Raw genomic sequence first — 13,255 nt, 5'->3', positions numbered from 1 at the left:
CGGGGCATGCATGAATATTCTGTCGCGGATCTTCGCCCGTACGCCCTCGCTGCGAACCCGGGTGGTGGTCGCGACGGCGATCGGCGCCGCGATCCCGGTACTCATTGTCGGCACCGTCGTCTGGGTCGGGATCACCAACGACCGCAAGGAGCGGCTGGACCGCCGGCTCGACGAGGCCGCGGGTTTCGCGATCCCGTTCGTGCCGCGTGGCCTCGACGAGATCCCGCGCTCACCGAACGACCAGGACGCCCTCATCACGGTCCGCCGTGGCAACGTGATCAAGTCGAATTCCGACATCACGCTGCCCAAACTGCAAGACGACTACGCCGACACCTACGTCCGCGGGGTGCGCTACCGCGTGCGCACGGTGGAGATCCCCGGGCCCGAGCCGACGTCGGTGGCGGTGGGCGCGACGTATGACGCCACCGTAGCCGAGACCAACAACCTGCACCGCCGGGTGCTGCTGATCTGTACCTTCGCCATCGGCGCGGCGGCGGTGTTCGCCTGGCTGTTGGCCGCGTTCGCGGTACGCCCGTTCAAGCAGCTCGCCGAGCAGACCCGGTCCATCGACGCGGGCGACGAGGCGCCACGCGTGGAAGTACACGGCGCCAGCGAAGCCATCGAGATCGCCGAGGCGATGCGCGGCATGCTGCAGCGCATCTGGAACGAGCAGAACCGAACCAAGGAGGCGCTTGCGTCGGCGCGTGACTTCGCGGCGGTGTCCTCCCACGAGCTGCGCACTCCGCTGACCGCGATGCGCACCAACCTGGAGGTGCTGTCCACCCTGGATCTGCCCGACGACCAGCGCAAAGAAGTGCTCAACGACGTCATCCGCACCCAGTCGCGCATTGAGGCCACCCTGAGCGCGCTGGAGCGGTTGGCCCAGGGCGAACTGTCGACCTCGGACGATCACGTGCCGGTCGATATCACCGACCTGCTCGACCGCGCCGCCCACGACGCGGCCCGGATCTACCCCGATCTCGATGTATCGCTGGTGCCGTCGCCGACCTGCATCATCGTGGGTTTGCCGGCCGGGTTGCGCCTGGCCGTCGACAACGCCATCGCCAACGCGGTCAAGCACGGCGGCGCCACCCTGGTTCAACTCTCCGCGGTCAGCTCGCGGGCCGGCGTGGAGATCGCCATCGACGACAACGGCAGCGGAGTGCCCGAAGGTGAGCGCCAAGTGGTGTTCGAGCGGTTCTCCCGCGGGTCCACGGCATCTCATTCGGGGTCGGGTCTCGGGCTGGCGTTGGTGGCCCAACAGGCCCAGTTGCACGGCGGCACCGCGTCGCTGGAGAACAGCCCGCTGGGTGGCGCGCGCCTCGTGTTGCGCCTTCCCGGGCCCAGTTAGCCCTGCGGCCCTGACCTCATGTCCGCCGTGTGCTCTTGCGCCACGGCGTGAAAAACGCCCGCGCTGCCGACTCCTCGTCCTGGAACCAAACCTGGGCGACAGTAGGGTCGTACGTCGGATCTTCGGGAGTGTAGTAGAGCCTGGTGTCCGAGCGGCCCTTCACCAGCCACCCCTGCGGTCCGCTGCCATCGGCACCAGCGCGCGCCGAGCCCGGGCCGTACGGCGCGTACGGAACCACCGGAATACGCGCCGCCGGCTCGCCGGCGACCGGGATCGGCTCCGCCGCGGGCTCCCCGGCAACCGGGATCTGCTCCGCAGCAGACTCCGTTGCCACCTTGGTCTTCGCCGTCGGCGACTCCTCTCTCTTGGTGCCCGACTTGACGGCGGGTTTTCTCGCCGTTGGCGGCTTGGACTTAGCGCTTGACCCGCGGACCGATTTCTTTACCAGCACTTGATGTTCGACGGGCCGGACCATCAGCGTCGACGTCAGCACCATCCCGAGCGTGAACGCCAGGCCCGCCAGCCACCAGTGCACGTGTTCCATCACTGTGCGCCTGTCTCGGCTGCACTGGGCGCCTCCGCAGCACCCTCATCACGGCTGGCGCGCTTGATCGACAGAGTGACGACTACCCAGGCAACAGCCGAGCCCCCCAGGAACGCCAGCAGGTAGCACGACCACTGGATCACAAAATCCATGCTGGGTTCTCCTTAGTTGACCACGATCTCGACGCGACGATTCTTGGCGCGCCCCTCGGGTGTGGCGTTGCTGGCGATCGGATTCACCGAACCGAGACCCACGGTGGCAATGTGATCGCCGGCAACTCCGCGGGCAACCAGGTAGTCGGCGACTATCTTGGCTCGCTGAGCGCTCAACGGGATATTGATACCTTCGCTGCCGGTGTTGTCGGTGTAGCCGTTGATCGTCACCCGAGCGTCCGGACATGCCTTGAGCTTGTCGGCTACCCGGTTCAGGATTTCATAGTCGGCTGGGATCAGACTAGCCCCGTCGTTGCCAAACGCGATGGGTCCACCCGTCACGGCATTGATGGCTGATTGCAGGTCGGCACATGGGCCGGAGGCCGGGGGTCCTGGCGGTGCCTGCCCCGTAACCTCAATATTGTTAACGATTTTCATGTCAGGCCAGGTGCTGGTCGCCGCGCGCTTCACTGCGTCCTTGTGCTCGGATGAAGGGGCAGTTCCGGTCAAGGTGACGGTGTCCCTTTCGACTTTGAGGCCAAAATCAGGAATCGGCACGCTGGCGGTGAAAACTGGTTCCGCACTTGAGAAATCAAGTGATCGCACAACGGGATCGACGTGAATCTGGTCGATGACGTTCACGCCCGGAGCAAGCAAGCCGTTGAGCGCCGTCATCAAGGCCGCCTTGGCGGCCTCATCGGGGAAGTCACCGATCAGAGTAACGGTGTTGCCGCTGCGGCTAATTGACAGCAAAGACAAGGACAACGCAGAAGCGCCCCGGGTGCTGGTCGGTGTCAGTGTCGGCAACACACCGGTCGGTCCGGTAACGGACTGGGGCCGCTCGAATGCACCGTAACCGATTGCCGCTATCAGCAACGGAATAACCACCGCGCCAATCAGCCACGGACGGCCCGGCGAGCCCCGGTAGAATTTCTGAGTTCGTCGCGCGTCGGTGGTCGCGGGTGTTTGGCCCAAACCCGCCTTAGAAGCCACTACGCCACTCCCTCAGGTCGTCGAACGCGTCTCGTCCGTGCTGCAGGCGATATGCAGCCTACCGAGTCGGTGCCGGGACACCGCGTCAAATCGGGCACACTGGAGCCATGGGCAAGGGACGCAAACCGACAGACAGCGAGACCCTGGCACACATCCGTGACCTGGTGGCCGAGGAGAAGGCGTTGCGAGCGCAGCTGCGGCACGGTGGCATCAGCGAGTCCGAGGAGCAGCAGCAACTGCGCCGCATCGAGATCGAACTCGACCAGTGCTGGGACCTGCTCCGACAGCGACGGGCATTGCGCCAAACCGGTGGTGACCCGCGCGAAGCAGTCGTGCGTCCCGCCGACCAAGTCGAGGGGTACACCGGCTAGATCCGTCTCGATAGCCGCCGTCACTATGAGCGATCACGACAGGGACTTCGACGTTGTCGTGGTTGGCGGCGGTCACAACGGCTTGGTCGCGGCCGCCTACCTGGCCCGGGCCGGGCTTCGAGTGCGACTGCTCGAGCGGCTGGCACAGACTGGGGGGGCCGCGGTGTCGATACAGGCCTTCGACGGTGTCGAGGTCGCGCTGTCACGCTACTCGTACCTGGTCAGCTTGCTGCCGTCGCGCATCGTCGCCGACCTCGGCGCTCCGGTGCGGTTGGCGCGGCGGCCATTTTCCTCATACACCCCTGCCCCAGCCACGGCCGGGCGCTCTGGCCTGCTCATCGGGCCCACCGGCGAACCACGCGCAGCGCACCTCGCGGCGATCGGCGCCGCGCCGGATGCGCACGGCTTCGCCGCGTTCTACCGGCGCTGCCGGCTGGTGACCGCACGGCTGTGGCCCACCCTGATCGAGCCGCTGCGCACCCGCGAGCAGGCCCGCCGCGACATTGTGGAATACGGCGGCCACGAGGCGGCCGCTGCCTGGCAAGCCATGGTCGACGAGCCGATCGGGCATGCCATCGCCGGCGCGGTGGCCAATGACCTGCTACGCGGGGTGATCGCCACCGACGCGCTGATCGGCACCTTCGCCCGCATGCACGAACCGTCGCTGATGCAGAACATCTGCTTCCTGTATCACCTGGTCGGTGGGGGCACCGGAGTCTGGCACGTCCCAATCGGCGGCATGGGGTCGGTGACCTCGGCCCTGGCCACGGCAGCTGCCCGCCACGGCGCCGAAATAGTCACCGGTGCAGACGTTTTCGCCCTTGATCCAGACGGTACGGTGCGCTACCACAGCGACGGTAGCGACGGTGCCGAGCATTTGGTCCGGGGCCGGTTCGTTCTGGTCGGGGTCACACCGGCGGTGCTGGCCAGCCTGCTCGGTGAACCGGTTGCGGCACTGGCCCCGGGCGCACAGGTCAAGGTCAACATGGTGGTGCGCCGACTCCCCCGGTTGCGCGACGACAGTGTCACACCGCAGCAAGCATTTGCCGGGACGTTCCACGTCAACGAGACATGGAGCCAATTGGATGCCGCGTACTCGCAAGCAGCCAGCGGGCGGTTGCCGGATCCCCTACCCTGCGAAGCCTACTGCCATTCGCTGACCGACCCGAGCATCCTGTCCGCCCGGTTGCGCGATGCCGGCGCTCAGACGCTGACGGTGTTCGGCTTGCACACACCGCACTCGGTGTTCGGCGACACCGAAGGCTTAGCCGAACGGCTGACGGCAGCCGTCCTAGCGTCGCTGAATTCCGTTCTGGCCGAACCGATTCAGGACGTGCTTTGGACCGATGCGCAGAGCAAGCCATGCATCGAGACGACGACCACCCTGGACCTGCAGCGGACGCTTGGGATGACCGGCGGCAACATCTTCCACGGTGCGTTGTCCTGGCCGTTCGCTGACAACGACGATCCGCTGGACACACCGGCACGGCAGTGGGGCGTAGCCACCGACCACGAGCGGATCATGCTGTGCGGCTCGGGTGCCCGTCGCGGCGGGGCGGTGTCGGGCATCGGCGGTCACAACGCCGCGATGGCAGTGCTGGCTTGCCTGGCGAGCAGACGCAAAAGCCCCTAATACCTGCCGGTTTAGGGGGCTTTTGCGTCTGCTCGCCGGCCTACCGCGCGTCTATGGTGACGTAGTCGCGCTCCGTGTAGCCGGTGTAGATCTGGCGGGGCCGGCCGATCTTGCTGTCGCCCTCGTCGTGCATCTCACGCCAGTGCGCGATCCAGCCGGGAAGCCTGCCCAGGGCAAACAACACGGTGAACATCCTGGTCGGGAAGCCGAGGGCCCGGTAGATCAGGCCGGTGTAGAAGTCGACGTTGGGGTAAAGCTTGCGTTCGATGAAGTAGTCGTCGGTCAGCGCCGCCTCTTCGAGCTCCTTGGCGATGCCCAGCAAGGAGTCATCGCCGCCGAGCTTGGCCAGGATCTTGTCGGCCTGTTCCTTGACGATGCGGGCCCGCGGATCGTAGTTCTTGTAGACACGATGACCGAAACCCATCAATTTGACCCCGGCCTCGCGGTTCTTGACCTTGCGTACAAACTCGCTGACGTCGTCGCCGCTGTCGCGAATGCCCTCGAGCATCTCCAGGACAGCCTGATTGGCGCCGCCATGAAGCGGACCCCATAGTGCGTTGATGCCACCCGAGATCGAGGTGAACAGGTTGGCTCGCGACGAGCCAACCAGCCGAACCGTCGACGTCGAGCAGTTCTGCTCGTGGTCGGCGTGCAAGATGAACAACATGTCCAGCGCCCGCACCACCTCGGGGTCGGCCTGGTAGGGCTCGGCGGGAAATCCGAACGTCAACCGTAGGAAGTTCTCCACCAGCGTCAGTGAGTTATCTGGGTAGAGGAAGGGCTGGCCGACCGATTTCTTGTAGGCGTACGCGGCGATGGTGGGCAGCTTGGCCAGCAGCCGAATGGTCGACAGCTCGACTTGACCGTTGTCCATGGGGTCCAGAGCATCCTGGTAGTACGCCGACAGCGCATTGACCACGCTGGACAACACCGGCATCGGGTGGGCATTGCGCGGAAAGCCGTCGAAGAACCGCTTGAGATCCTCGTGCAGCATGGTGTGGCGCTGGATCCGGCCGGTGAACTGGGCAAGCTGGTCGGTATCGGGCAGCTCGCCGTAAATCAACAGGTAGCAGACCTCGATGAAGGTTGACTTCTCCGCCAGTTGGTCGATCGGGTAGCCGCGATAACGCAGAATGCCGGCATCTCCGTCGATGTAGGTGATGGAGCTTTTAGCGGCGGCCGTGTTGGCGAAGCCGACGTCGAACGTGGTGTGCCCGGTTTTTGCCAGCAGCGGCCCGAGCGCAATGCCGTCGGCGCCTTCGGTGGCGTGCACGATCTGCAGGTCGATCTCGCCTCCCGGGTAACGGAGGGTTGCGGTGTCGTCGGTGTCGGCCACGAGAACCCCTTCGCGCTTTGGCTGATATGGCTGCCCCACTAAGTGCTTATAGCTGAAGGTAGTCGCTATCGGGATGACCCGCCTGCCCGGGGTGGGGTCTCTGGCACCATGGGCGGCCGCGCGTAAGGTAAGCCGCTGCGCGCTCGGCCGGGTGATGACTCGCGGCGTCCGTTTAACGGCGCCCTGCGATCCTTCGAAGTCTGGTCCCTGGGCCGGCTTCACTGACGCCAACGAGTAGCTCGAGTTCGTGGGCGAGCTGGTCGGTCAGGATGCTCAGCGCGGGGACGGCACGACGGCAGCCCGTCAAACCGAAAGTGATCTGCTCATTGGTGCCGCTACAGGTGATGTTCAACGCCGCGCCATCGACAGGTGCCGAGAGCAGGTAGAGCGCGTCCAGGCGAGCGCCGTTCCAGTACAGCGCGCCCTGCGGGCCCGGCACGTTGGAGATCGTCACATTTGGTGGGCGCAGCGGCGCGGGCACGCGCCCCAGGGCCATCGCAAGGGCGAGCGGGGCGGCGCCCAATGCGCTCATAGCCAGCGCCTGGTTTCGGCTTCGGCCGGCGATCGCGGCTTTGCCGTCGCGCATACTTGCCCGTATCGCCGACAGCCGTTCGACCGGACTGGCCAGGTGCGTCGCCAGCGAACACATCAACGTACCGATCTTGTTGCCTGGACCCTGGCCGAACACGTCGATAACTGCGGTATCGCGCAGCGAAACCGGCACCATCGCTATCAGCGGCGCACCCGGTAACGCTCCCCGGCTGATCAGGTACGCACGTAACGCCCCGCCGCACATGGCCAGCACGACATCGTTGATGGTGGCATCGGCGTGTTCGGCGACCTGTCGCAGCCGCTCGATCGGAAAGGAACAACCTGCCACGGACCGGGCCCCGGCGATCGGCTCGTTCAGCGGGGTGTGTGGTGCGGCCAGTGTCAGCGGCCCGCTGCGACATTGCGCTGCCCGCCACGTGGTATCGGCCACTACGCGCACCATGCCCGGGACGCCCCTGGCTTGACCCAGCACCCCCTTGGCCAACGTCAGTGGTCTCGACGAACCGCGCGGTGCCGTGTGTTTGGCCACCGACGCCTGCGCTGGCACCTCCCACAAGGTGGGCATCTGACGCTGATGCGGGTCCGCGGTGACGATCCGTTGTAAAAGCCGCATCACCGAGACTCCGTCCGCCAGCGCATGGTGGACCTTGACGTAGACCGCGCACCGCCCGCCAGGTAGACCCTCGATCAGGTCCACCTGCCATAGCGGGCGGGAGCGGTCCAGCATGCCGGCGTGTAGTTCAGAAACCAACGCCCACAGCTCGGCGGTACCGGCCCGTGGCGGCAATGCGCTAAGCCGCACGTGGTAATCCAGGTCCACCTCGGTCTCGGTGCGCCAAGACCACTGCCCGAGCGAGGTGAGCGACCGGTGCGGGCGTCGGCGCCACCACGGCGCCACCTGCTGACGGGCCACCGCGGCGGAGAACACCTTGCGCAGGTAACGCCCGGTCCCGTTGTCGGGCTGACTCAGCACGGCCAACGCGCCGACATGCAGCGGCCGCGTCGGCGTCTCGGCCCATAGGAATAAGGCATCGGCGGCTGCCATCGGAAGATCCATTGCACGGAACCTTTCCGGCACACATAGCAGCCCTGGCTTTCGACCCAGGGCAACGACGTCAGCCTCCTGTTGTTGGCGCACTTTGCTGCGGGTGTTCCTCTCGACTGCTATGGGTGGCGCGGTCAATTCCCACCGACGGTTAAGCTACGTTCACGCATCAGTACCGAACCCCGCCTGACCCAGCACGCACTACCTGGTTGGGTTGTTTGAGGTGCTTGCGGTAACGCGCAAGCACGGCGTCGGCCTCTCCCGACTCACTGAGCTTCTCCAACGCGTACTGACGCACCGAATACAGCAACCGGTATCCCGCTCGGCCCCTGTTGTTTTCGACGACGACAAATGCCTTGTCCACCAACTCGGCAAACCGGCCGAGTGTCTGGTAGCCCTCGAAGTCCTCGTCATTGGCACCGACCGCCTGGGCGCCGTCAAGGTCGAACCCGCCGGCGAAGACTGCCAACCGGTGCAACAACGCACGCTCAGGTCCACTCAACAGAGCATGCGACCATTGCACCGTGGCACACAGCGTCTGTTCGGGGCGCACCGCGTTGCCCGCAGCACCGGCCACCAGCCGGAATCGGTCATTTAGACCAGCAAGGATCTCCACCGGCGACAAGGTGTCCGTTCGCGCCGCGGCCAGCTCGATCGCCAGTGGCACACCGTCCAAGCGTCGGCAGATTTCCCCGACCGTCACCGCGGTATCGGCATTAATCGCAAAATCCGACCGCACTCGGCGTGCCCGGTCGACAAACAGCTCGATGGCATCGTTGGTCAGCGACAACGGGGGCACCCGCCAGGTCAGCTCGCCCGCCAACCCGATCGCTTCGGTACTTGTCGTCAGGATCGTCAATCTCGGACAGGAACGTAACAGCGAATCAATTATTGCGGCACACGCGTCCAGCAAATGCTCACAATGGTCCAACACCAGCAGCACCCGAGCATCATTGATGACACCGACGAGCGTGTCGATCGCAGACAAACCCGGCTGGACAGGCAAGCCCAAGGCATTCAGCATCGAGATGGACACGCAGTCTCGGTCAGTGACCGTAGCCAAGTCGCAATCCCAACGGCCATAAGTGAATTCGTGTGCAATCTGGGCGCCGATCTGCAGCGCGAGACGGGATTTCCCCATCCCATCCGGACCGGTAAGCGTCACCAGTCGTTTGTCGGACAGGAGCCGCCGCACGTCGTTCAGCTCAGCCTTGCGACCGACAAAGCTCGTCAAGTGGCGGCGAGTGGAATGTTGGACGGAGACGATCTTTGGCATCATGATCGGCCGGAATCCATTGTGGCAGAACGGATAACTGTCTGAGAATTCCTGGACCGTCGCCCTACTGGGCATCCACCGCCGGCATAAGCGAGCCCTCTCACGTCACGACCCCTCGCTTCGCGACGTTGTTATTGAAGACCGATCCTGGCACATAAATGGCACCATAGACCCGCCGCGGATCGCAAAACATCGGCGAATGCGCGTAGAAGTACCAAGTCCACCGCGCAGATATGTGTGCACGGCCGACTGCGCTGGGATACCGACAGCGGTGGGCGGACTGGAGCAACTAGAGTTCGATGAATGCGGACCGAGGACGATAGCTGGGATGTCACCACGAGTGTTGGTTCGACAGGACTATTGGTAGCCGCCGCAAGAGCATTGGAGACGCAGAAGGCCGATCCGCTGGCCATCGATCCCTATGCCGAGGTTTTCTGCCGTGCCGCAGGTGGTGAATGGGCCGACGTATTGGACGGCAAGCTGCCCGATCACTATCTGACAACCGGGGACTTCGGTGAGCATTTCGTCAACTTCCAAGGTGCCCGCACCAGGTATTTCGACGAGTATTTCTCCCGGGCAACGGCCGCCGGCATGAAGCAGGTGGTCATCTTGGCTGCAGGATTGGATTCCCGTGCATTCCGATTGCAATGGCCAATCGGGACAACAATCTTCGAGTTGGATCGACCTCAGGTCCTCGACTTCAAGAACGCGGTGCTCGCCGACTATCACATACGGCCGCGAGCCCAACGTCGGTCGGTTGCTGTCGATCTGCGCGATGAGTGGCAGATAGCCTTGTGTAACAACGGATTTGATGCCAACCGGCCGTCGGCTTGGATCGCCGAGGGCCTGCTGGTCTATCTCTCGGCCGAGGCCCAGCAGCGCCTGTTTATCGGCATCGACACCTTGGCTAGCCCCGGTAGCCACGTTGCTGTCGAGGAAGCAACTCCACTGGACCCTTGCGAATTCGCAGCGAAGCTCGAACGAGAACGCGCCGCGAACGCCCAAGGCGACCCGCGCAGGTTCTTTCAAATGGTCTACAACGAGCGGTGGGCGCGGGCCACGGAATGGTTCGATGAGCGAGGCTGGCGCGCGACCGCTACTCCATTGGCCGAGTATCTGCGCCGCGTCGGCCGAGCGGTGCCCGAAGCCGATACCGAAGCTGCGCCAATGGTCACCGCTATAACCTTTGTCAGCGCCGTCAGAACGGGATTAGTGGCCGATCCCGCGCGAACGTCACCGTCCAGCACCTCGATAGGCTTCAAGCGCTTTGAGGCCGACTAGTTGCGCGCACCGCAGCATAGCGTCGCAGGTCGTATTCTTCGGGATGTAGGTTAGCGAGCATGGCGCGGTGTTTGGCCGGTGCAAATGGCCAAACCTCAGGAATACCGTCTTTGTTCAGGTACCAGCTGTCGCAGCCGGTGGTCCAGACGGTGTTCGGCATCGCGGCCCGCAACACCGTGTTATATGCTTCGGTAGCAGCTGACTTCGGTTCCATGGTGTCGAATTCACCATGGCGCCATCGCTTTATCCACTGCACTATGTGTTCAGCCTGAGATTCGGCGACCGCTGTCAGCGGGAAGTTTCCCACTGGGCTGTGTGGCCCCAACATCATAAAGAAGTTCGGAAATCCAGGTATTGCGACGGTTTGATGAGCATGCGGACCGTCTTGCCACACATCGTCGATCCTGATGCCGTCGCGACCGGTCAGCTGCATCGGCCGGAAAAATGCATGAGAGTCAAACCCCGTGGCAAGCACGATGACGTCCACCTCGTGCAACACACCATCATCGGTGACGATGCCCCGATGTTCGACGTGATCGATACCGGCGGTGACTAATTCGACGTCGTCACGCTGAATCGCCCGATAGAATCCGCCGGACATCACTAGCCGTTTGCACATCGGCTCGTAATCAGGCGTCAGTGCCCGACGCAGTCGGGGGTCACGCACCCGACGTAAGCTGGCGCGACACACGGCCCCTACCAGCTTTCGGTGCAAACCTGGATTGCTGAGCGCAACCGCGAACGTTTCGAAGGAAAGGCTATATGCCTTATAGGCCAGCGAACCCAGACACGGAAAAGCGCGGTGGAAAACACGCGCCAGCTTCGAGTATCGAGGGTTAGGCCACGGCAGCACCCATTGTGCGGTGCGCTGGAACATGGTGACTTTACCCGCGACCCCAGCCAGGCCGCAGACGAGTTGTACGCCCGTGGACCCGGTACCGATCACCGCGATTCGGCGTCCCAGCAGCGGAACCGTGTGATCCCAGCGAGCCGAGTGAAACACCGTCCCCCTGAAGTCGTCCAAACCAGCGATCGGCGGTATTCGGGGATGATGTAAAACGCCGGTGGCCGAAATCAAGAAGTCTACTGTCGACTCCGTTCCGGAATCGGTGCGCAACACCCACCGGCCGTCGTCGAATCGGGCGCTGACAACCGTGGCGCCAAACCGAATCCGGTGCCTCAGCCCGTAGCGCTCGGCGATCCCACGCAAGTAATCTTGGATTTCGCCTCCGCGTGAAAACATCTGGGTCCAGTTCGGATTCTTGGCAAAGCTGTACTGATAGAGCCGGGACGGCACATCACATGTCAGACCTGGATAGGTGTTATCGCGCCACGTTCCGCCAACATCGTCGGCCTTTTCATAGATGCAGACATCAGTAATCCCTGCGCTCAGCAACGTAATTGCGACGCACATTCCGGACATACCCGCTCCGACCACGGCAACCGTCGGACATCGCCCGGTCATCGCTCCGACCCCCCAGAACAGCCCAAAATCACCCTCCCACATGCGGTTAAGCAACGCATACTATACAGAGCAGCTACCGAGACAAACACGCGACGCTGTTCTATAGTCGACGCATCTCGCGTTCTAGGCAGGAGTGCTCCAGGAATCGGTAGCGCTTCGGGTAGCGCTGACGCTGCGGTGGGCTGTCGGTCGTGGGCCGCGGTAGCATCCCGCGGGCCGCCGCGAGCGCCCACCGTGCAGCGCCGAAGACAATCTCTTTGGGCGGTAATGAACATCGCTGCGAGAGGCCTGTTTCGAGGATGGGCCAGGTGTCTTCCCCGAACTGTAGTGTGCTTATTGGCTTCGCGGCGCCGCGAAGGTGTTGCGATGACGTGATAGCAGTGGTCAGACACGTATCGTGCTCTTCAACGCAGTTCATAACAGCCTTCCTCCCAACATCGACATCGACCATGCGATCCTGCGGGGCGAAGATCATCCGCCAACATGCGCAAAGTGCGTCGCCAGGGTTCGTATATCTGCGCTAGGATCGCTGGATCTCCGGTACCATTCGCTCCGCTGCTATGCGGCTCCACCAGATGTTGGCCGATGTGAGTTCGTTCCCCCACGCAGACGCGTCCTTATAGCCAACCAGGGATTAGACGTGAGCAGATTGCCGCCGACGGGCACGGTGACATTGCTCTTAGCCGACGTCGAGGAATCGACCCACCTATGGCAAATGTGCCCAGAGGACATGGCGACCGCCATCGCGCACTTGGATCACACTGTGTCGGAAGCTATCACGAATCACGGTGGGGTGCAGCCGGTCAAACGGTACGAGGGTGATAGCTTCGTTGCGGCTTTCACTCGCGCTAGCGATGCCGCTGCATGCGCGCTGGATCTGCAGCGGACCTCGCTCGCGCCGATCCGACTACGTATAGGTCTTCATACAGGCGAGGTACAGTTGCGCGACGAACTCTATGTCGGCCCCACTATCAACCGGACGGCGCGTCTCCGCGATTTGGCACACGGGGGTCAGGTTGTCCTGTCAGCTGCGACAGGTGATTTAGTGACTGGCCGGCTCCCAGCCGATGCATGGCTTGTCGATCTCGGCCGCCACCCGCTGCGCGGTCTACCTCGTCCCGAATGGGTCATGCAGTTGTGCCACCCCGACATTCGCGAAAAGTTTCCCCCACTGCGCACGGCCAAATCCAGCCCGACATCGATTCTCCCGGCGCAGTTCACCACATTTGTGGGCCGCCGTGCGCAAATAAGCTGAG

General features: G+C 63.6%; 12 protein-coding genes. 5 read left to right on the top strand and 7 right to left on the bottom strand.

From position 1 onward, the window contains the following. Positions 1 to 10: 10 nt before the first annotated feature. Positions 11 to 1,351 (top strand): two component sensor histidine kinase PrrB, encoded by a 1,341-nt coding sequence (gene prrB, locus Rv0902c; protein ID NP_215417.1) that lies wholly within the window; start codon positions 11 to 13, stop codon positions 1,349 to 1,351. A gap of 16 nt (positions 1,352 to 1,367) precedes the next feature. Here the strand turns inward: prrB and arfC are convergent, their stop codons facing one another. The 3 genes from arfC to arfA are packed head-to-tail and all read right to left on the bottom strand — an operon-like array spanning position 1,368 to position 3,040. Continuing rightward, positions 1,368 to 1,895, bottom strand: coding sequence for a membrane protein (gene arfC, locus Rv0901; RefSeq protein ID NP_215416.1), 528 nt, complete (start codon positions 1,893 to 1,895; stop codon positions 1,368 to 1,370). Beyond that, entirely contained in the window at positions 1,895 to 2,047 is a 153-nt protein-coding gene (gene arfB, locus Rv0900) for a membrane protein (protein NP_215415.1), read from the bottom strand. Before arfB ends, arfC begins: the two co-directional genes overlap by 1 nt. Before the next feature lie 12 nt (positions 2,048 to 2,059). Beyond that, positions 2,060 to 3,040 carry a peptidoglycan-binding protein ArfA gene (gene arfA / locus Rv0899; protein NP_215414.1) on the bottom strand — a complete coding sequence of 327 codons (981 nt, stop codon included), beginning with the start codon at positions 3,038 to 3,040 and terminating at the stop codon, positions 2,060 to 2,062. Between the two features lie 107 nt (positions 3,041 to 3,147). Between arfA and Rv0898c the strand changes: the two genes are divergently transcribed. Together Rv0898c and Rv0897c are read left to right on the top strand one after the other, a co-directional pair. Next, a complete protein-coding gene (locus tag Rv0898c) occupies positions 3,148 to 3,411 on the top strand; it encodes a hypothetical protein (RefSeq protein ID NP_215413.1) in 264 nt (87 codons plus the stop codon). Between the two features lie 25 nt (positions 3,412 to 3,436). Continuing rightward, the gene (locus tag Rv0897c; protein ID NP_215412.1) at positions 3,437 to 5,044 is read left to right on the top strand and encodes an oxidoreductase; all 1,608 of its coding nucleotides are present in this window, start codon (positions 3,437 to 3,439) and stop codon (positions 5,042 to 5,044) included. Between the two features lie 40 nt (positions 5,045 to 5,084). Here Rv0897c and gltA2 read toward each other — a convergent pair whose 3' ends face one another. The 3 genes from gltA2 to Rv0894 all read right to left on the bottom strand — a co-directional run bounded on the left by gltA2 (position 5,085) and on the right by Rv0894 (position 9,328). Further along, positions 5,085 to 6,380: a citrate synthase 1 gene (gene gltA2 / locus Rv0896; RefSeq protein NP_215411.1), complete on the bottom strand. Its 1,296-nt coding sequence runs from the start codon at positions 6,378 to 6,380 to the stop codon at positions 5,085 to 5,087. 172 nt (positions 6,381 to 6,552) lie between these two features. Further along, positions 6,553 to 8,070 carry a diacyglycerol O-acyltransferase gene (locus Rv0895; RefSeq protein NP_215410.1) on the bottom strand — a complete coding sequence of 506 codons (1,518 nt, stop codon included), beginning with the start codon at positions 8,068 to 8,070 and terminating at the stop codon, positions 6,553 to 6,555. A 76-nt stretch (positions 8,071 to 8,146) separates the two neighbouring features. Beyond that, on the bottom strand, positions 8,147 to 9,328 hold the full coding sequence (locus tag Rv0894) for a transcriptional regulator (protein NP_215409.1): 1,182 nt from the start codon (positions 9,326 to 9,328) through the stop codon (positions 8,147 to 8,149). Positions 9,329 to 9,556: 228 nt separating this feature from the next. On the opposite strand from Rv0894, the gene Rv0893c reads away from it, so the two are divergent. Then, positions 9,557 to 10,534, top strand: a complete 978-nt coding sequence (locus Rv0893c) for an S-adenosylmethionine-dependent methyltransferase (RefSeq protein NP_215408.1) — start codon at positions 9,557 to 9,559, stop codon at positions 10,532 to 10,534. Here Rv0893c and Rv0892 read toward each other — a convergent pair. Beyond that, positions 10,512 to 11,999, bottom strand: coding sequence for a monooxygenase (locus tag Rv0892; RefSeq protein ID NP_215407.1), 1,488 nt, complete (start codon positions 11,997 to 11,999; stop codon positions 10,512 to 10,514). The two genes, Rv0893c and Rv0892, sit on opposite strands and share 23 nt — an antisense overlap. Positions 12,000 to 12,396: 397 nt before the next feature. On the opposite strand from Rv0892, the gene Rv0891c reads away from it, so the two are divergent. After that, on the top strand, positions 12,397 to 13,254 hold the full coding sequence (locus Rv0891c) for a hypothetical protein (RefSeq protein NP_215406.1): 858 nt from the start codon (positions 12,397 to 12,399) through the stop codon (positions 13,252 to 13,254). Position 13,255: the final 1 nt, after the last annotated feature.

It is taken from the genome of Mycobacterium tuberculosis H37Rv, assembly GCF_000195955.2.
Classification (GTDB): domain Bacteria; phylum Actinomycetota; class Actinomycetes; order Mycobacteriales; family Mycobacteriaceae; genus Mycobacterium; species Mycobacterium tuberculosis.
Note: the sequence above shows the minus strand (reverse complement) of the source record. Positions and strands in the feature narration are given on the sequence as shown.